The sequence below is a fragment of the Aquisalinus flavus genome, assembly GCF_014640095.1.
In the GTDB taxonomy this organism is placed as follows: domain Bacteria; phylum Pseudomonadota; class Alphaproteobacteria; order Caulobacterales; family Parvularculaceae; genus Aquisalinus; species Aquisalinus flavus.
This window is the reverse complement of sequence record NZ_BMGH01000001.1, coordinates 1355014-1374436: the sequence shown is the minus strand read 5'-3', so window position 1 is coordinate 1374436 and position 19423 is coordinate 1355014. Positions and strand designations below refer to the sequence as shown.

The following is a 19423-nucleotide window of genomic DNA, read 5'->3' as shown; positions in this document are numbered from 1 at the left end:
TGAAACCGGCCATATTGCCGCCGGGATATAGCTCACGAGTGACAGGCAGGGGACACAATGAACCGCACCGTACTGAAGACGACTGCTTCGGCAGGCATACTGGCCGCCATGATGGCCCTTGGCATTGGCGCAGCGCAGGCGGGCGAGGGCGGCGGCACCTACACGCTGGTCCACGAGAATGACTGGATGTTCAACCAGGACCGCGACTATTCCAGCGGTATCCGGCTTGATTACGTCTCCGGCGAAAGCGCGGTCGGCGATGGCTGGACGGGGCGTCTGGCGACGCAATTCCTTGGCGCGGATTCCGGGAGCCGCGTGCGCACCGGTATTTCGCTGAACCATATGATGTTCGTGCCCAATGATACCGCCACGGCCGGCGTGCCTGAGGGGCAACACCCCTATGCCGGCTATCTTGGCGGTGAATATTCGGTTTTCGAGCAGCGCGGCAATACGCTGGAGCGCCTTGCCATTTCCGTCGGCATTATCGGCCCGGAAGCCCAGGCCGAGCAGCTTCAGGACGCCTTCCACGAGATTTTCGACGACAACGAGGCCCAGGGCTGGGACAGCCAGTTGGGGACGGAGCCGGCGGTCGCGGTTTCCTATGACCGGATGCAGAAGATCCTGATGGTCGAAGGGCCGATGGGCTTCGGGGCGGATGTCATCGCCCAGGGCGGCGGCACGCTCGGCAATACCCTCGTCCAGGCGACAGGCGGCGGCTATGTGCGCCTCGGCAAGGATCTGGGCGACGATTTCCTGCCGGCCCGCATGTTCCCCTATTCCGGCGCCGGGTTCTGGGACAATGACTCGATCCTGTCGGCCTATCTCTTCGCCGGGATGCAGGCCCGCCTTGTCGCGCGCAACGTCTTCCTCGACGGGTCGAGCTTCGAGGACAGCCCGAATGTCGACAAGGAGCCGTTCGTCGGCGATTTCTTCATCGGCGCGGCGGCCCAGCTCGCCTTCACCCAGGTCAGCTTCACCTATCAGCAGCGTGGCAAGGAATACGAGACCCAGATGACCCCGCAGAAAATCGGCTCCATCGCGCTGTCGGTCAATTTCTAGGAACGTCCATGACCGTACTCCTCTGGGCAGGTCTGATCGCCGCCATCACGGGTGGCGACGCCGTACAGGCTGTACCTGCGCCTCAGACCGCCGAAGCGGCGTCACACCAGTGGGAAGAGGTCTGCGCAGACTGGGATGATTGGGACAAGCCCGGCCCGCCCTTCAGGGTGTTCGGCAACACCTATTATGTCGGTACGTGCGGTATCGGCGCGATCCTGATCACGGGGAGCGACGGGCACGTTCTGATCGACGGCGGCACGGAAACCGGTGCGGAGATCATCGCGGCCAACGTGCAGGCGCTGGGCTTCGATATCGCCGATATCAGGATCCTTCTCTACAGCCACGAGCATTTCGACCATGTCGCCGGGCTTGCCGCCCTGCAGCGGCTCAGCGATGCTCGCCTTTTGGCCTCACCCGCCGCCGCGCCGGTGCTGGACACCGGTGAGGATGCGCCATCGGACCCGCAATACGGCATGCATGAGCCATTTCCGGCTGCCCGCGTCGATGGTGTGGTCGAGGACGGTGACGTGCTGACGCTCGGCGATATAGTGATTACCGCTGTCGCTACACCCGGTCACACCGCCGGGGCGATGAGCTGGCAGTGGCAAAGCTGCGACGACAGCCAGTGTGAGACCATTGTCTATGCCGACAGCATGTCCCCGGTCAGCGCCGACGAGTACCGCTTTTCCGATCACCCGGCCTTTCTGGCGGCGTACCGGGCGTCCATCGAGAAACTGTCCGGCCTCGACTGCACCCTGCTGCTGACACCGCATCCCTCTGCCAGCGCGCTGCGCGAGCGGCTTGAGGCGGGCACGCTGACCGATCCTGCCGCCTGCAGCGATTATGCCGAGGCGGTCGATCGGCGCCTGAGGCAGCGTCTCGCCGATGAGACAGGAGCGCCCTGAGGTGCCATCGACCCGTCGAAATGCCGGATTTGCGTCGGTGTTTCCCCTTGTGCCCGGCCCTCGAAACTTGGCATTCCGGGCATATTGGCTTACCTGAGTATTGAATTGGCGGGCTTTTTAGGCCCATCGTAACGAAACCCCTATAAACCCGCGGGTATGAGTATGCGCACCTATCTGGACTTTGAAAAACCGATCGCTGAACTGGAAAGCCGTATTGAAGACCTGCGCGGCATGGAAAAGAGCGCGGACGTCAATGTGAATGACGAAATCTCGCGCCTCGAGGTCAAGGCGCAGAAACTGCTGTCCGACACCTATTCGAACCTGACGCGGTGGCAGAAAACCTCCGTTGCGCGCCACGCCCAGCGCCCGCATTTCTGTGATTATATCGAAGGCCTCACCGAGGACTTCACGCCCCTGGCCGGTGACCGGTCCTTCGGCGAAGATGAAGCCATCGTTGGCGGGCCGGCGCGATTCCGCGGCCGCTCGGTGATGTTCATCGGCCATGAAAAGGGCCGCGATACGGAAAGCCGCCTGAAGCACAATTTCGGCTCGGCCCGGCCGGAGGGCTATCGCAAGGCGATCCGCCTGATGGAGATGGCAGAGCGCTTTCAAATGCCGGTCGTCACCCTTGTCGACACCGCCGGGGCCTATCCCGGTCTTGGCGCGGAGGAGCGCGGCCAGGCCGAAGCGATCGCGACCTGCACCGAGACATGCCTCGCGCTCGGATCGCCGCTGATTTCCGTCATCGTCGGCGAGGGCGGGTCCGGCGGGGCCGTCGCCATCGCAGCCGGTAACCGCGTCATGATGCTGGAACATGCGATCTATTCGGTGATCTCGCCGGAAGGCTGCGCCTCGATCCTGTGGCGCGACGCCCAGGCCAAGGGCGACAACAAGGCACCCGATGCTGCCGAGGCGATGAAGATCTCAGCTGCCGACCTGCTGGAACTCGGCGTCATCGACCAGATCATTTCGGAGCCGCTTGGCGGCGCCCATCGCGACGTGAAGGCAACGATCGAACGTCTCGGCGATGCGGTGGAGCATGCGATTCACGATCTCGAAGATCTGTCGCCTGACGAGCTGCGCAAGCAACGGCGCGAGAAATTCCTCACCATCGGCCGGGTCGGTCTCGCTTAGGCATTTCAGGCATATGCAGGTTACACAACCCTGTCTTGGCGAGCGTCCTTAAGGTAATCCATCAGGAAATGGGTGGTCGAGGGGGCGTCAGGCCTCGCCGACAGCGCTTTTCATCGCCACGAGAAACAGGCGAAAGTGGCGCAAAATCAGGGCTTTGGACCGCTCTGCTGTGACGCGGGCTCGACATGGCCCGCCGCGGCCGACACACAACTTTGCGCCGCGGCGCTTGCACCGCCAGCCGGGCAGTCTTAAGACCGATCAGGAAGGAATCTATTATGGCAAAGGCGTTCATTTTCCCCGGACAGGGCTCGCAGTCGGTCGGCATGGGCAAGGACCTCGCCGACAGGTTTTCGGTCGCAAGGTCTGTCTTTGATGAAGTCGACGAAGCCCTGGGGCAGAAACTCTCGAAGATCATGTGGGAGGGGCCGGCCGATGAGCTGACCCTCACCGCCAATACCCAGCCTGCGCTGATGGCGCATTCGATCGCCGTTTTCCGTGTCCTGCAGAGCGAGGCTGACCTCGAGATCGAGGATGCCGCCTGCGTCGCGGGCCATTCCCTCGGCGAATATTCCGCCCTGTGCGCCGCCGGTGCGTTCAGCCTGGCCGACACGGCCCGGCTGCTGCGCATTCGCGGTGAGGCGATGCAGGCCGCCGTGCCGGTCGGCGAGGGGGCGATGGCCGCCGTTCTCGGGCTGAGCCTCGAGGATGTCGAGACCGTGCTTGCCGGGCTCGAGAGCGATGGCGTCTGCGAGATCGCCAATGACAATGCGCCGGGACAGGTCGTCATCTCCGGCCAGAAGCCGGCTGTCGAGGCTGCCGCCGAGGCGTTGAAGGCGAAAGGCGCCAAGCGCGTCCTGCCCTTGCCGGTGTCGGCGGCGTTTCACTCCACGCTGATGGCCCCCGCCGCCGAACGCATGGCCGAGGCGCTGCAGCAGGCCGAAATAAAGGCGCCGGCCATACCGGTCATCGCCAATGTCACGGCCGGGCCGACCGTCGATACCGACGCCATCCGCGATCTTCTTGTCCGGCAGGTGACCGGCCGTGTCCGCTGGACCGAAAGTGTCGCGCGGATGCGGAGCGAGGGCGTCGACCAGTTCATCGAGATCGGCACCGGCAAGGTCCTCGCCGGTCTGGTCAAGCGCATCGCCAGTGAAGCCGACGCCATCTCCATTGGCGGGCCCGATGATATCGAGAAGTACAAGTCACTTTAAGAGCTTGAGGAAGGCGCTATAAATGTTTGATCTTACTGGAAAAACAGCCCTTGTTACAGGTGCTACGGGAGGTATTGGCGGCGCCATTGCCACGGCGCTCCACGCGCGCGGCGCGACGGTCGCTATCTCGGGCACACGGGCAGAGAAGCTCGAAGGGCTGGAAAAGGAACTCGGCGAGCGGGTTCATGTTCTGCCCTGTAATCTGTCTGACCTCGAGGCGGTTGACGCCCTGCCGGGGCAAGCGGTCGAGGCGATGGGCTCGCTCGATATCCTCATCTCCAATGCCGGTGTCACCCGGGACCAGATCTTCATGCGCATGAAGGAAGACGAATGGGACGACGTCCTGCGCATCAACCTGACCGCCTATCACCGCCTCGCCAAGGCCTGCCTGCGCGGCATGGCGAAGAAGCGATTCGGTCGAATCATCGGTATCACGTCGGTGGTCGGGGTCATGGGCAATGCCGGGCAGGCCAATTATGCGGCCTCCAAGGCGGGCATGATCGGCATGTCGAAATCGCTGGCCCAGGAGATGGCGACGCGCGGGATCACCGTGAACTGCGTCGCCCCCGGCTTTATCGCCACGGCGATGACCGATGCGCTGAGCGATCAGCAAAAGGAAGCGATCTACGGCAAGATCCCGGCCGGCAAGATGGGCACGCCCGAGGATATCGCCTCTGCCGTCGTTTATCTGGCGTCGGATGAGGCAGGCTACGTCACCGGCCAGACCCTCCACGTCAATGGCGGAATGGTGATGATTTAGTGCATTTTGTTTCGGTTGCTTTCGAAAACAATTTGCCCTATCGCGCAATTGTCGGTTACGAACTGCAGGAACAGTCCGGGCGTTAATAGAATAAACCGCTGGGTGTCCGGCAGAGTGATACTCAAGAAAAGGAGCAAAGAATGTCCGATATCGCTGAACGCGTTAAGAAGATCACCGTTGAACACCTTGATGTCGACGCTGCCAAGGTCGAGCCCAAGGCGAGCTTCATCGACGATCTGGGCGCAGACAGCCTCGATATTGTCGAGCTGGTTATGGCGTTTGAAGAAGAATTCGATATTGAAATTCCGGACGATGCCGCCGAGACGATTCAGACCGTCGGCGATGCCATTGCTTACATCGAAAAGAACAACGCTTAAGGTCCGCACCGACCGATGAGAGTTTGAAAGCCATCATGACCTCCCGACCGGGAAAATCATGGTGGCTTTTTCTTTATATGCGGCGCCGGTTTTAGGTGACGCGGCAGCGCCGGTCCTGTTTATTGACCGGGAACAAGCCGGAGGATTTATGCTGAGACGTGTCGTGGTCACTGGTCTGGGGCTGGTTACCCCGCTGGGTGCGGGGGTAAAGGGCAAGGGCATTGACGGTGTCTGGCAGCGTATCCTCAATGGCGAGGCGGGGGCCAACCGCATCGAGAAATTCGACGTCTCCGACCTGCCGTGCAAGATCGCCGCGGAAATCCCCCAGGCCAACGGCAATGGCGGCGGCGAGGCGGAGGGCGGTGAGCTGACCTTCAATCCCGATGACTGGGTCGACGCCAAGGAACGCCGCCGGGTTGACGACTTCATCGTCTACGGTCTCGCCGCAGCCGACATGGCGCTGGAAGATGCCGGGATCGAGCTGAAGACCGATGCCGAAAAGGAACGCGCCGGTGCCATGATCGGGTCGGGTATCGGTGGTCTCAACCTGATCGAAAGCACGACTATCGCCCTGCACGAAAAAGGGCCCCGCCGGGTCTCGCCCTTCTTCATTCCGGGCAGCCTGATCAACCTCGTCTCCGGCCAGGTGTCCATCCGCCATGGCCTGAAGGGCCCCAACCACTCCGTTGTCACGGCCTGTGCCACCGGCGTTCATGCCATCGGCGATGCCGCCCGGCTGATCCAGGTCGGCGATGCCGACATCATGGTCGCGGGCGGTGCCGAAGCGCCGGTCTGCCGTCTCGGCATTGCCGGCTTCGCGGCCTGCAAGGCGTTGACGACCGGCTTCAATGACACGCCGAAAAAGGCCTCGCGGCCCTATGACCGCGACCGTGACGGCTTCCTGATGGGCGAGGGCTCCGGCATCGTCGTGCTGGAGGAATACGAACATGCCAAGGCCCGCGGCGCCAAGATCTATGGCGAGATCGTCGGCTATGGCCTGTCGGGCGATGCCTATCACATCACCGCGCCGGCGGAGAATGGCGATGGCGGCTATCGCGCGATGAAAATGGCGCTTGAGCGCGCCGGTATGGGCACGGGCGACATCGACTATGTCAACGCCCACGGCACCTCGACCCCGAAGGGGGACGAGATCGAATTGCGGGCCGTCGAACGCCTGTTCGCCGACGATGCCGACGGCCTCGTCATGTCCTCGACCAAATCCGCCACCGGCCACTTGCTCGGGGCAGCCGGGGCGATCGAGGCAATCTTCTCGATTCTCGCCATGCGCGACAATGTCGCTCCGCCGACGATCAACCTCGACAACCCGTCGGTCGACACGCCGATCAATCTGGCCGCCAACGCCAAGGTCGAGAAGGAAATCAACGCCGTCCTGTCAAACTCCTTTGGCTTTGGCGGTACCAACGCATCTATCATCTTCCGCAAGGTGTGAGTCATTTAACGCGGGGGCAGCGCGCCAGGTCATGACGGGAAAACCGATTTCAGCAAGACGCCGACAGGTCCAGCAGGGCGGAGCCGTCGGCGCGGCTATCCGCACCATTTTCATTCTGGCGCTGGTCGCCATCGCGGCCTTTGCGGCGCTGGCCTATTTCATCCAGAAGGAAATATCGTCCGACGGGCCGCTCGCCGCGAGGACGGTGATCTGGGTCAAGCCCGGCATGGGGGTGACCGACATCGCTGCGATGCTGGTCGAGGAAGGCGCGATCAAACGCGAGGAATATTTCCTCATCGCCACCAAGCTGCGCCAGGCCGATACGCGACTGCGCGCCGGCGAGTTCGAGATCGCGGCCGGCGCGAGCGTGCTCGACATTGTCGACACCATCGTCTCCGGCAAGATCTACATGCACCTCATCACCTTCCCGGAGGGGCTGACGACGAACATGATCATGGCGCTGATCAACGCGAATAACGTGCTGGAGGGGGAGATTACGCTCGCGCCGGCCGAGGGCGACCTGCTGCCGGAAACCTACGCCTTCCCGCGCGGCGATACCCGCGATGAACTCGTCCAGCGCATGATGGATGCCCATGACGAGGTGCTCGACCTGCTGTGGGAGACGCGGGCCGAAGACCTGCCCTTCGAGACCAGGGAAGAGGCGGTCATCCTGGCCTCCATCGTCGAAAAGGAAACCGCCGTTGCGGCAGAACGCCCGCTGGTGGCGTCCGTCTTCGTCAATCGCCTGAATCGCGGCATGCGGCTCGAATCGGACCCGACCATCATCTATGGCCTGACCGGCGGCGAGCCGCTCGGCCGCGGCATTCGCCAGTCGGAACTGCGCGGTGAGACAGCTTACAACACCTATGTCATCCGCGGCCTGCCGCCGACGCCGATCGCCAATCCCGGCCGTGCGTCCATCGCGGCGGTGCTGAACCCGGCGGATACCGATTATATCTTCTTCGTTGCCGACGGGACTGGCGGTCACGCCTTCGCCTCGACCCTTGCCGAACACAATGCCAATGTCGCGAAATGGCGGCGGATCGAGCGGGAGCGCGCCAGTGCCCAGTGAAAATACCCTGAACAGCATGACCGGCTTTGCCCGGGTCGATGGCTCTCACCAACAGGGCGAGCAGTCCTGGCGCTGGGTGTGGGAGTGCCGCAGTCTCAACAATCGCGGTCTCGACGTGAAGCTGCGCCTGCCCTCCATGCTTGATTTCCTCGAGGCGGACCTGCGGACGCTGGTACCGACACAGATCAATCGCGGCTCGGTCATGCTGAACCTTCAGCTCCAGTCCGACCAGCCGGACGCGCGGCCGCGGCTTGACGAGGATGCGCTCGCCGCGGTCATTGCCGCCGCCGAAAAAGTCAGTAATCTGACGGATTGCGCGCCGCCGACGGCTGACGGCCTGCTCGCGCTCAAGGGCGTGCTCGTCACCGAGGAGAAGTCGCTGGACGAGGATGACGCCGCGGCCCTCGGCGCCGAGATCACCACCAGCTTCCAGGCGGCGCTTGAGGCGCTTGTCGCGGCGCGCGGTGAGGAAGGCGCCCGGCTCGCCAGAGTGCTGGATGGCCAGGTGTCGGTGATCGATACCCTGACGGCGCAGGCCACCGATATTGCCGGGCAGAACACGGAGACGATCCGCCAGCGCCTGAAGGACCAGCTCAGGGACCTGCAGACCGAGTTGCCGGAAGAGCGGCTGGCGCAGGAAATTGCCCTGCTCGCCGTCAAAGCCGATGTGCGCGAGGAACTGGACCGGCTGACGGCGCATATCGCCTCCGCCCGCCAGTTGATGACGCAAGGCGGCCCGATCGGGCGCAAGTTCGATTTTCTCGTCCAGGAGTTCAACCGCGAGGCCAACACGCTGTGTTCCAAGGCCCAGACGATCGAGTTGAAACAGGTCGGTCTCGACCTGAAAACCGTCATCGACCAGATGCGTGAACAGATCCAGAATGTCGAGTAGATGAAAAGTCCTGCCGTCAACCGCATCCCCCGCCGGGGTCTCATGTTCGTCGTTTCCAGCCCGTCAGGCGCCGGCAAGACGACCCTGTGCAACCGGCTGCTGCAGGCGGATCCGGACCTGTCGCTGTCGGTGTCGGCAACCACGCGCAAGCCGCGACCGGGCGAGCGGGACGGCGTCGACTATCATTTTATCGACCAGGACGAATTCCTCCGTATGCGTGAGACTGGCGCGTTCCTGGAATCGGCGAAGGTTTTCGATAATTACTATGGCACGCCGAAAGCACAGGTCGAGGAGGCATTGTCGTCCGGCAAGGACGTGCTGTTCGACATCGACTGGCAGGGCGCACAGCAACTGGGCGAGATCGCCCGCGATGATCTGGTGAAAGTCTTCATCCTGCCGCCATCGCGCGACGAGCTGGAGCGCCGCCTGCACACGCGCGCGCAGGACTCTGCCGAGGTCGTGGCCGCCCGCATGGCCAAGGCTGACAGCGAAATCTCTCACTGGGCGGAATATGATTATGTCGTGCTGAACTACGAGCTCGATGAATCCGAAGCCCTGTTGCAGTCGATCCTCGTGGCGGAGCGGCTCAAGCGGACGCGCCAGATCGGGCTGGGTGCCAAGGTCAAGGCGATCATCGAGGGCAGCTAGATCAACCGGTCTTCAATGGACTCATTTGAAGGCAGAAAAGTTGATCGTTTCCAGAGTGTTGGCGCAGCTCCTCTGCGTCCATCCGGGCGCAGGCTGCTCTGACCCTCAGAGAAGCTCGCACAGCTTGACATATCCCTTCACCGGCACGTCTTCGGCCCGGCGTGTCGCCGGTATGCCGACTTCCTCGAGCTTCGCCTCGACCTCGTTGCCGAAGATCGCCTTCAGCGACGAGCGCAACATCTTGCGGCGCTGGGAAAAGGCGGCAGCGGTGATCTTTTCCAGCAGCAGCGGATCGACGGAAATGTCCGGGTTCGGCGTAAAATTCAGGACGATCGAATCGATCTTCGGCGCCGGCGTGAAGGCGCGGGCCGGGAGGACGAAGCCTTTCTCGGGTTTCGACATGGCCTGCGATATCACCGACAGGCGGCCATAGGTCTTGGAGCCCGGCTGGGCGAGGATACGGTCGCCGACTTCCTTCTGGAACATCAGCGTCATCGACGTCCACCAGCGCGGGGTCACCTTGAGCCATTTGATCAGCAGTTCCGTCGAAATGTTGTAGGGCAGGTTGGAGGCAAGCCGGACCGTGCCGTTGACGCCGTGCAGCGCCAGCAAGGCCGGCTCGTCGGCGATCAGCGCATCATCCTCGACCAGCAACAACCTGCCGTCATAATGGGGCTTCAGCTCTTCGAGGGCGCCGATGCAGCGCCGGTCGCGCTCGATCGCGATCATGTCGGCACCGGTCTCCAGCAGCGCCCGGGTCAGGCCGCCGGGGCCGGGGCCGATCTCCACCACCGTCTCGCTGCGCTCAAGGCCGCTCAGCCGGGCGATCTTGCGGGTGATGTTCAGATCAAGGAGGAAATGCTGGCCGAGCGCCTTTTTCGCGCCGAGTTCATGGCGGTCGATGACGTCGCGCAGGGGCGGGAGGGCAGAGCCCGGATACATACTCATGAACTACTTCCGCTGGTCAGGGAGGCATCATAGGCCTGACGCCGCGCGGCCATCAGGTTGGCCATGCGGATCGAGGCGATCAGGCTGTCCGGCCGGGCGATATTGCGCCCGGCGATATCAAGGCCGGTGCCGTGGTCCGGTGACGTACGGATTATCGGCAGGCCGAGGGTGATGTTGGATGCCGAATGGAAGGCGATCGTCTTGATCGGGATCAGGCCCTGGTCGTGATACATGGTGATCGCCGCATGATACTGGGCCCTTGCTTCCTCGTGGAACATCGTATCGGCTGGCAGCGGGCCGAAGGCATCGACCCCGTGCTCGCGCAGCCAGGCAATCGCCGGCACGATGATGTGCTGGTCTTCCAGTCCCAGCGCACCGCCTTCGCCGGCATGGGGGTTGAGGCCGCTGACGGCAAGGCGCGGACTGGATACGCCGAAATCACGCACCAGCGCCTGGGCGACAACGATGGCGACATCGGCGATGCGTTGCGTGGTCAGCTCTTGGGATACTTTGGCGAGAGGCGTGTGCACCGTGACCGGCGCGACGCGCAGCGTGTCACTGGCGAGCAGCATGACAGGTCCGCGCACCAGGCCCTCGCTCGGCAATGCGACATCCTTGGTCAGGTCACCCAGATATTCCGTATGCCCCGAAAAGGCAAAACCGCTATCAATCAGCGTTTTCTTCTGGATCGGGTTGGTGACGATCCCCGCGACCTTGCCGTCGAGCGCCAGCTTCACAGCCTGGCGGATCGACAGGATCACTGCCTCGGCCGTTGCCACGCTTGGCTTGCCGAAGCCGACCGCGGTGTCGGCGGGCAGGGGATCCATCTCCAGCGGCAGGACCGGCAGGGTCTTCTTGAAGGCATTGCCCGCTTCCGCCGGCGTGCCGATCGTCGACATGCGGATCGGCGAGCCGAGATGGCGCAGCGCCCTGGCCACGCGGACGGGATCGTCGATCAGGAAGAAATGATGCGCGCCGGGCGTGTAGCTCGTGGCGAAATGATGCCAGGCCTTGAGGGTTATTTCGAGGCCTATACCCGCCGGCTCGCCCATGGTCAGGGCGAGGGGGAGGGGCGGTCCTGCCGGGTCATGTTTCAAAAGTATGCCTTAACCGATCTGGTCTGTTAGCCGTTCTGGTTCTGGGGCCCGTTATTACCAAGAAGAATCTGAACAGAGGAATCCCGCTCCACATCGCGCAGGTAACGGCGGGAGATCAGGTCGAGTTCCTGGGCGAAGAGGCGATCTTCGATTTGGCCGCGCGATGGCAGGCCGAGCCCGTCATCCTTGGCGCAAAGCAGTATCGCATGCCATGAATCGCCGGACCGGATAGGCTCGGAGACTTCGCCGCGCTCCAGCTGTTCTGCGGGGGCACGGAACGGCTCCTGCATACGGCTTGCCGGGATCATGGGAAGGAGTTCGAAATCAACGTCCTGGCCGAGATCGATACTCAACGCATCGCCGGCGCAGATATTGGTCTGGGGCAGCTTGGACGTGATCTCGGCCACTTCTTCACGGCTCATGCTGGCCGGTGCGCTGGCATATCCGAGTTCATAGGACTTCACGCCCTGTTCGGCCGCTTCGCGGGTCTCGCGGACCGCAAGGATGCGGACGGTGCCGTCAAGCGCGATGGGACGGGAGACATTGCCTGCTGCCATCTGGCGCACGACATTGCCGAGCTCCGGTTCCATTTCGCCGGCACGCAGCCAGCCGAGATCACCGCCATTGGCTGCCGACGAGCAGACCGAAAACTGTCTTGCCATTGCCTCGAAAGGCGTGCCCTGCTGCATCTGCTGGATGATCTGCATCCCGGCCTGTTCAATCTGGGCGGTCGAGAAATTCTCGCGAACCGGCAGGCAGATTTCGGAAACCAAATATTGCTCGTCCTGGCTCTCGGCGCGCAGCCGGTTCATGACGGCGTCGATCTCGGAGTCCGAAATTCGCACGCGGCTGGAATAGCGCCCGGCGACAAGCTGCTGCCAGACGAGACGGGTGCGAATCTGGCGGCGCAGCGTTTCGATGGAAATCCCGACGGCATTGAGCTGCTGCTCGAGCTGTTCAATGGTATTGCCGGAATTGGCGGCGATGCCAGCCAGTTCCTGGTCGACTTCTTCCGGATCGACGTCGAAGTCGACGGATTCGGCTTCTGCCAGCTTCAGCTGCTCCTCGATCAGGTCCTGCAGCGCCTTGGCCTGGACCTGGGCCATGGCCGATTCGGGGATCTGTCCGCCGGAGGTCAGGGCGATCAGCTGGATGCGCTGGCGCAGGTCGAAGGTCGAAATCACCTTGTCGTTTACGACGGCAGCGACCGATTCGAGCGCCTGTATCTGCGGTTCCTGATTAGCTTGCTGGCTCCCGTCCTGTGCCATGACAGGCAGTGACGCGCCGGCGAAGGCAATGGCGAGAACACCCGCCACGCTGCAGAAAAGCCCGGATTTCTTCAACTGCGAACTCTTGATCATGAAACAAACAGACCCTTTCATCTCCCGCCCTTTTTGGCCGAGACGATAACGTTATATCGGCATTTCACAAGCTAAATTGCCCGACTGCCTGTGTAAACATACCTTCTGGATACCATGGCCGTTAACCGTGGCGTCAATATGGCTGGCGCCGGCCTATTGCGTGATGCCGAGCAGCTCGATCTTGAACGTGATCGACTTGTCGAAATCGAAATCCAGGTCTCGCCGCGGATCGTTGCGGTAGCCCAGAATGATGCGAGTGCACTCATCCTGATAGATCAGGGATATCTCTTCCTTGGTGTTTTCGCCTGCCGTCACGTCACGGATAGCGCCTGCGGCCACGGCCCATTCGCGCGTGATGTTGTATTGCACGCTGGCGTTGACGAACTCTTCCACCTGGCTGACGCCAGTCAGGTCCGGCTGCTGTGTCTTGAGATAGCTTGCCGAGCCCTTCAGCCGCCCATAGACGCCGTAAAGCTGGGTCTCGGCGCGGCGCACTGTGCCGTCGTCCTTGTCGAGACGGAAAGAGTTGTTGAAATAAAGCGAGTTGTTCCAGCCGACGTTAACCGTACCGACAATGTCGGACTCGGTACCGCCAAGGCCCGTTTGCAGCCCGTAGGCGGAATAGACGGAGCTTTCCTCGCTGCGGAACTGCTGGCCGATCTCGCCTTCGACGGACAGGCCATTGTCGAAGATTGCCGCTGCCGACAGGCCGATATTGGCGCGCTGGCCGTCTTCCCAGATGTCGTAGCCGGCGGACTTGTTTTCGCTGAACAGCGTCGTCGTGTCGAACTCGTAATACTGGCTGTCCTCGTTGAGTACCTCGTCGATGTAATCGGCTTCGGGGCTGGCGATCAGCTGGATGCGCGGCTCGACGATATAGGTGGCATTCCCGGTCTGCTTGGCGAGCGGATAGGACCATTCGACACCGGCGGTCGGCAGAAAGCGGCTGACAGCGGTGCTGCCGCCATCTTCGGGCAGGGGCAGGGTGACGATGCATTCCTGATAGGCCGCAGCGCTGAGATTGTCGATATTGCAGACTTCATTGCCGGCTTCGAGGTCCTGATAGCTGTGGATGTCGCCGCGGGCCTGGCCGAAAACACGGAACATATGGCCGTTGGTACTTGTGAAGCGGCGCTCCCAGTCCGCCGAGACGGTGGTCAGATAGGAATCGAGGCCATTCTCGCGGCGCAGCGACAGGAACTGACCGTTCAGCGTCGTCTGGCCACCGACCCTCGGCGTATCGAACACGCCATTATACCGGATACGCGGCACGCCCTGGGCGACATAGGAATTGTCTTCGTTGCTGCGCAGCGACTGGAAACCGAGCCCTTCGAGGGCGAAGAGCGAGCGGTCGGTGCGCCGTTGCAGTTTGATCTCGCTGCTCAGGCGGTCGGGACGGAACAGTTCCGAGCCGACCTCAAGATTGCCGACGCGGCTGACGTCATAGGTCTGCAGGTAGCGCTTGTCGGAGACATAATTGGCATCGAAGCTCGCGCGCCAGCTCTCGGAAAAATTCTGATGGCCCTTGCCAAAGAGGTGAAAGCGGTTCTCGGGCGTGTTGCCGGAAGGCTGTCCGGAAACGAAATACTCGTTGTTCTCATTGGCGTCGATGATACCGGCCTGGATCACCGAGCCGCCGCGCCAGTTGTTGATGCGGTATTCGCCCTGCAGCAGCACGCCCTGGGTTTCCATGAATTTGGGCCGGAAGGTGAAGTCCTGGTAATCGGAAATCGCGAAATAGTAGGGCGTCTCAAGATAGACCCCCTGGGTCGTCGTCGAGCCGAAGGAAGGGGTCAGCAGACCGCTCTGGCGCTTCACCGACGGATCGGGGATCTGCATGTAGGGCGTATACATAATGGGAACGCCCTTGACCTCGAAGAAGGCATTCCGGAAACGGATGACCTTTTCTTCCTTGTCCTGAACGACTCTCAGGGCCTTTAGCTGCCAGGATGGTGTCTTCGGCGAGCCGTCTTCCGTGCAGACATCGCAGCCGGTATAGACCGCGCGGTTGAGGATATTGCGCTCGTCGCCTTCCTTGACGAGCGTGGCGCTGGCGAGCCGCGCATCGCCTTCGAGCAGGGCAGAGAAATTGTTAACAACGCCATCCGCCATGTCGCCTGTGAGGACGATGTCGTCGGCGAAATAGGTCTGGCCGTCAGCCTCAGTAATGGAAACATTGCCGATGGCCGTGACGATATCGGTCGTCGGATCATAAACGATGCGGTCGGAAGTGATAAAGCGTTCGCCGTAATAGGCTTTGACATTGCCTTCGGCGATGACCGGGCTGTCCTTGGTCTGACGCGTGACCGTGTCCGCCTCGAACACGACGCTTTCGTCTTCGGTGGTCGGCGAGAACTGGGCGTGAGACACCGCCGTGATTGCCATGCCGCCCGCGAGACCCGCCAATAATGCTTTGCGTGAAACCTGCAACAGTGATCCCCCTCTGTGCCCTTTCACAAGGCCTGTAGATAAAGCCATACTCTTACCCCAAACTTATAATGCATCGCAGCAACAGTCCAATTTATTAAAGGCAATCAACCGTCTTCGGTATTGAACAGGAATGTGAGCGCAAGAAACCCTGCTATGAAGACGGGTGCCCAGGCGGCGAGCACAACCGGAACCAGCCTTGCCTCGGCCGTCGCATTGGATATCTCGGCGGAAATGAACAGCAGGAAGCCCGCCGCGATGCCCCACAGGACCAGCCTGACAGTGCCGCCCTGACGGACCGGTTTCATCGAGAACGACGCCGCGATCAGCACCATCGCCAGCAGCTTGACCGGCAAGGCCAGCAGGTCGTGATAGCGCAATTCGTATTTCACCGTAGGCAGACCGGCATCGCGGGCAAGGTCGATGAATCTCGGCAAGGCCCAGATCGACATGGTTTCAGGCTTGGCGATGTCCTCGCGCAGCTCGTCGATGGAAAACAGCGCATCGACGACCTGGGTTTCCCGAACCTGTCTGTCCTGGCCTTCGAGGGTGCGCAGGCGCGCATCGTGCAGGACATAGCGGCGATCCTGGATTTCAGCCTGCTCTGCATCCCAGCGTTCGAGGAAGACGCCGTCGAGGGTCTGTTTCCACAGGACCACGTCCCGCAGCAAATTATTATCCGCATCATAGCTGGAGGCATGCAGGATCAGGGTCTGCTCGTCCGTGCGCTGACGCAACCAGATGCCGCCATTGAGCTCCTTGATCAGGTTGGCGCTCTTGCCGCGAATGTCGTTCTTGATCGATTCCGCCTCGCTCGACATGCGCGACGCCGCCGGGTCGGCAAAGGTCAGCACGGCGATTCCGGTCAGTACGGCGAGGATCGCCGACGGCAGGATGATGCCCCAGATGGACAGGCCGGCCGAGCGCATCACCGCGACCTCGGAGCGCTTGTTGAGCTGGTAGAAAGCCCACATCGATCCGAACAGGAAGATGAAGGGCATGGTGGTGAGCACCAGTTTCGGCGCCCGCAGCAAGGTCAGCTGCGCGGCGAAGCCGATGCCTGCATTTTCGATTCGTTCGACCTCCCTGAGGCTTTCGATCATGTCGATCAGGATGGTCATCATGGCGAGAATGATCAGCAGGCCGATGACGCCGGTCAGGGTGCGGACGCTGAGATAGCGGTAGAGCGTAAATCTGGGCATCAGTGCGCTCTCCTCGGATAGAGTTTGTTGGTCAGGTCGCGCCGGGACCTGCGCAGGCCAAGGCGGGGCAGGCCGACCAGGATGGCCAGACAGACGATGCTGCCGCCGATCGGCAGGATATATTGCACGATGTTCATCGCCGGCGTCGATGCTGCCGCGTTTTCAAGCGTGAAGCCGATGACCCGCAGGAAGATCGCGATACCGGAGGCATAGAGAATGCGCCGTGAATAGCCGTTGCGATTGAACGGCCCCTTGATCAGCGCCAGCATGGCGATGAGGACGAAGAGGATATTGTAGAACGGGTTGGACAGGCGGGCATGGCCTTCGGCTTTGAGCACGCCTTCCTGCTGGATGTCATAGGGGACGCTCATGTCCGGATAGAGCAGCTCGGAGATATACCGCTCCGTCGGCTCGCGATAGCCGGGCCCTGCCGAGCGCTGGTACTGGGTCAGGTCGACAGCGGTTTCGGTGAAGCCGGTGACGTTGACCTTGCCGTCATTGCCAGGCTGCTGGAAATTGCCGCGCGCCAGGTGCAGGCGCGGTCCGAAAACGGTGTTCCGATAAAGACCGGCCTCGGCCATATAGGTCGTCGGGCGTGTCGGATTGCGTTCGTCATAGATCAGCATACCGAGATACTGTCCGCCCGGGCGCACCTCCTCGGCATAGACCATCAGGCCATCGACGACGGTGGTGAACTCGCCGGCGCGAATCAGCGATTTGGCAATGTCGCTGCGCACGGTCTGTACCGTGTCCTTCAGCACGCGGTAGCTGCGCGGCATCAGGTCGAGATTGAGATAGAAGCTCAATACTGTACCGAGCAGGGCGAGGGCGAGCAGCGGACGGGCGACGCGGAAGGTGCTGGCGCCGGAAGCGGACATAACCGCTATCTCGCTGTCGCCCTTCAGCCGATTGAGAATGAACAGTGCGGTCGCGAACAGGGTGAACGGCGTGACCACCGCCAGCAGGTTCGGGATGATCAGCACGGTCACCTTGAGAAAGGCACTCAGCGTGCCGCCATCCTCGACCATCAGATCGACGCGCTGGAGGATTTGTGTCAGCCACACGATCGCTGTCACGCAGATGGTGATCAGCATCAGGGGTTTGATACTCTGCGAAAAGAGATATCTGTCGAGTTGTGACACGAGTGTTCCTTAAGAGCCGTTGCGCGGACAGATGACGCACATAACGCCTATCCCCCACCGTTCGCTAGCATATTTGATCTTGAAGGCAAAGGAAGCCGCGTCATACCTTACAGGAAATTGTACCTTACCAAAAATTGAGACATGCCGGTCTCATCTGCGCATTTCCCCGTGTTACACGCACCACTCAACAGGGAGTATCGAATGAACATTACTTTTTCCAAGGCCAGCCTGCCGAAAGCCGGTATTATCGTCGTGCCCGTCTTTGCCGATGGCGATCAGACCGCGGCCTTTACCGATCTCGACGGCAAGACCGATGGGGCGCTGACCCGCGCGACCAAGGCCCGGGACTTCTCCGGCAAGGCCGGCCAGTTGCTCGAGATCCCGAGCCCGAAGGGTCTCGACAATGCCGCCATCTGCCTTGCCGGGGCGGGCAAGCGTAGCGAGCTCGACCTGCTGGCAGCCGAAGCCCTCGGCGGCCGGGTCATCGCAAAATATCTGCGCGACGGGGAAAAGGCCTTGGTATTCGCGCTCGAGGGGTTTGCCGATGACGATGCCGGCCTCGCCGCCCGCGTCGCCTTCGGTGCGCGCCTGCGCAGCTATTCCTTCGACAAGTACCGCACCACGGCGGAAAAATCCGAACTGCCGAGCCTGACCAAAATCGCCATGCACAGCACGAAATCGGCTGCGGTGAAATCGGCTTATGCGGAGCTGGAAAAAATCGCCGACGGGGTTTTCCTGACCCGCGATCTCGTTTCCGAGCCGGCCAACTTTCTCTATCCCGAGACCTTTGCCCAGCGCTGCAAAGAGCTGGAGAGCCTTGGCGTGAAGGTCGAGATCCTCGGCGAGGCGCAGATGAAAAAGCTCGGCATGGGCTCGCTTCTCGGCGTCGGGCAGGGCTCGGCCAGGGAAAGCAAGCTCGCCATCATGAAATGGATGGGCGGCGCGAAATCCGAGGCGCCGGTCTGCTTCGTCGGCAAGGGCGTGTGCTTCGACACCGGCGGCATCTCGCTGAAGCCGGGACCGGGCATGGGCGACATGAAATGGGATATGGGCGGCGCCGGTGCCGTGACCGGTGCCATGGCCGCGCTCGCCGGGCGCAAGGCGAAAGCCAATGTCATCGGCATTCTCGGCCTGGTCGAGAACATGCCTGACGGCAATGCGATTCGCCCGGGCGATGTCCTGACGTCGATGTCCGGCAAGACGATCGAGGTACTGAACACCGATGCCGAGGGCCGACTCGTCCTCGCCGACGCGCTGACCTACGCCCAGCAGAAGTTCAAGCCGTCCGCGATCATCGACCTCGCGACGCTGACCGGCGCGATCATCATTGCGCTCGCCCACGAATATGCAGGGGTCTTCTCGGGCGATGATGACTTGGTGGCCAAGCTCGATGCCGCCGGCAAGGCGACCGGCGACCGCGTCTGGCGCATGCCGGTAGACAAGGCGCATGAGGACATGATCAAGTCCCCGATCGCCGACATGAAGAATATTGGCGGCCGTGAAGGCGGATCGTCGACGGCGGCGGCGTTCCTGAAACAGTTCGTCGATGACGGTGTGCCGTGGGCGCATCTCGATATCGCCGGTATGGCGTGGACTGAGAAAGAGACCCCGATCATCCCGAAGGGCGGCACCGGTTATGGCGTGCGCCTGCTGGATGAGTTCATCCGCGCCAATTACGAGGCATAGGGAGCAAGATAAAAGGCCCGGGACGAGATCCCGGGCCTTTCTTCATCAGTCC

17 protein-coding genes are annotated in these 19423 nt (G+C 61.9%); 11 read left to right on the top strand and 6 right to left on the bottom strand.

Annotated elements, in window-relative coordinates; translation table 11 throughout:
- The first annotated feature begins 57 nt into the window (after nucleotides 1-57).
- From IEV88_RS06310 to gmk, 10 genes are all read left to right on the top strand, one after another.
- Complete coding sequence (locus IEV88_RS06310) at nucleotides 58-1059, top strand: lipid A deacylase LpxR family protein (protein ID WP_188160389.1); 1002 nt, start codon at nucleotides 58-60, stop codon at nucleotides 1057-1059.
- Nucleotides 1060-1067: 8 nt separating this feature from the next.
- Complete coding sequence (gene bla, locus IEV88_RS06305) at nucleotides 1068-1964, top strand: subclass B3 metallo-beta-lactamase (protein WP_188160388.1); 897 nt, start codon at nucleotides 1068-1070, stop codon at nucleotides 1962-1964.
- A gap of 162 nt (nucleotides 1965-2126) precedes the next feature.
- Nucleotides 2127-3098 (top strand): acetyl-CoA carboxylase carboxyltransferase subunit alpha, encoded by a 972-nt coding sequence (locus tag IEV88_RS06300; protein ID WP_188160387.1) that lies wholly within the window; start codon nucleotides 2127-2129, stop codon nucleotides 3096-3098.
- A 275-nt stretch (nucleotides 3099-3373) separates the two neighbouring features.
- Nucleotides 3374-4309 carry an ACP S-malonyltransferase gene (gene fabD / locus IEV88_RS06295; RefSeq protein WP_188160386.1) on the top strand — a complete coding sequence of 312 codons (936 nt, stop codon included), beginning with the start codon at nucleotides 3374-3376 and terminating at the stop codon, nucleotides 4307-4309.
- Between the two features lie 22 nt (nucleotides 4310-4331).
- Nucleotides 4332-5069 (top strand): 3-oxoacyl-[acyl-carrier-protein] reductase, encoded by a 738-nt coding sequence (gene fabG / locus IEV88_RS06290; RefSeq protein ID WP_188160385.1) that lies wholly within the window; start codon nucleotides 4332-4334, stop codon nucleotides 5067-5069.
- Between the two features lie 140 nt (nucleotides 5070-5209).
- Complete coding sequence (locus tag IEV88_RS06285; RefSeq protein ID WP_155138334.1) at nucleotides 5210-5446, top strand: acyl carrier protein; 237 nt, start codon at nucleotides 5210-5212, stop codon at nucleotides 5444-5446.
- 151 nt (nucleotides 5447-5597) lie between these two features.
- A complete protein-coding gene (gene fabF / locus IEV88_RS06280; RefSeq protein ID WP_206711393.1) occupies nucleotides 5598-6896 on the top strand; it encodes a beta-ketoacyl-ACP synthase II in 1299 nt (432 codons plus the stop codon).
- Between the two features lie 31 nt (nucleotides 6897-6927).
- Nucleotides 6928-7968, top strand: a complete 1041-nt coding sequence (mltG, locus tag IEV88_RS06275; protein ID WP_188160383.1) for an endolytic transglycosylase MltG — start codon at nucleotides 6928-6930, stop codon at nucleotides 7966-7968.
- Entirely contained in the window at nucleotides 7958-8860 is a 903-nt protein-coding gene (locus tag IEV88_RS06270) for a YicC/YloC family endoribonuclease (protein WP_206711368.1), read from the top strand. The genes mltG and IEV88_RS06270 overlap by 11 nt, the downstream gene beginning before the upstream one ends.
- Entirely contained in the window at nucleotides 8861-9508 is a 648-nt protein-coding gene (gmk, locus tag IEV88_RS06265) for a guanylate kinase (protein ID WP_188160382.1), read from the top strand.
- Between the two features lie 105 nt (nucleotides 9509-9613).
- On the opposite strand, the gene rsmA is transcribed toward gmk, so the two are convergent.
- From rsmA to IEV88_RS06235, 6 genes are all read right to left on the bottom strand, one after another.
- Nucleotides 9614-10450 carry a 16S rRNA (adenine(1518)-N(6)/adenine(1519)-N(6))-dimethyltransferase RsmA gene (rsmA, locus tag IEV88_RS06260; RefSeq protein ID WP_206711392.1) on the bottom strand — a complete coding sequence of 279 codons (837 nt, stop codon included), beginning with the start codon at nucleotides 10448-10450 and terminating at the stop codon, nucleotides 9614-9616.
- 2 nt (nucleotides 10451-10452) lie between these two features.
- A complete protein-coding gene (gene pdxA, locus IEV88_RS06255; protein ID WP_229731423.1) occupies nucleotides 10453-11553 on the bottom strand; it encodes a 4-hydroxythreonine-4-phosphate dehydrogenase PdxA in 1101 nt (366 codons plus the stop codon).
- A 26-nt stretch (nucleotides 11554-11579) separates the two neighbouring features.
- On the bottom strand, nucleotides 11580-12914 hold the full coding sequence (locus IEV88_RS06250; RefSeq protein WP_188160380.1) for a peptidylprolyl isomerase: 1335 nt from the start codon (nucleotides 12912-12914) through the stop codon (nucleotides 11580-11582).
- Nucleotides 12915-13067: 153 nt separating this feature from the next.
- Complete coding sequence (locus tag IEV88_RS06245) at nucleotides 13068-15299, bottom strand: LPS-assembly protein LptD (protein WP_188160379.1); 2232 nt, start codon at nucleotides 15297-15299, stop codon at nucleotides 13068-13070.
- A gap of 149 nt (nucleotides 15300-15448) precedes the next feature.
- Nucleotides 15449-16543 (bottom strand): LPS export ABC transporter permease LptG, encoded by a 1095-nt coding sequence (gene lptG / locus IEV88_RS06240; protein ID WP_188160378.1) that lies wholly within the window; start codon nucleotides 16541-16543, stop codon nucleotides 15449-15451.
- Nucleotides 16543-17685 carry an LptF/LptG family permease gene (locus tag IEV88_RS06235; RefSeq protein WP_188160377.1) on the bottom strand — a complete coding sequence of 381 codons (1143 nt, stop codon included), beginning with the start codon at nucleotides 17683-17685 and terminating at the stop codon, nucleotides 16543-16545. The genes lptG and IEV88_RS06235 overlap by 1 nt, the downstream gene beginning before the upstream one ends.
- Nucleotides 17686-17886: 201 nt before the next feature.
- Between IEV88_RS06235 and IEV88_RS06230 the strand changes: the two genes are divergently transcribed.
- The gene (locus tag IEV88_RS06230; RefSeq protein WP_188160376.1) at nucleotides 17887-19371 is read left to right on the top strand and encodes a leucyl aminopeptidase; all 1485 of its coding nucleotides are present in this window, start codon (nucleotides 17887-17889) and stop codon (nucleotides 19369-19371) included.
- Nucleotides 19372-19423 lie beyond the last annotated feature (52 nt).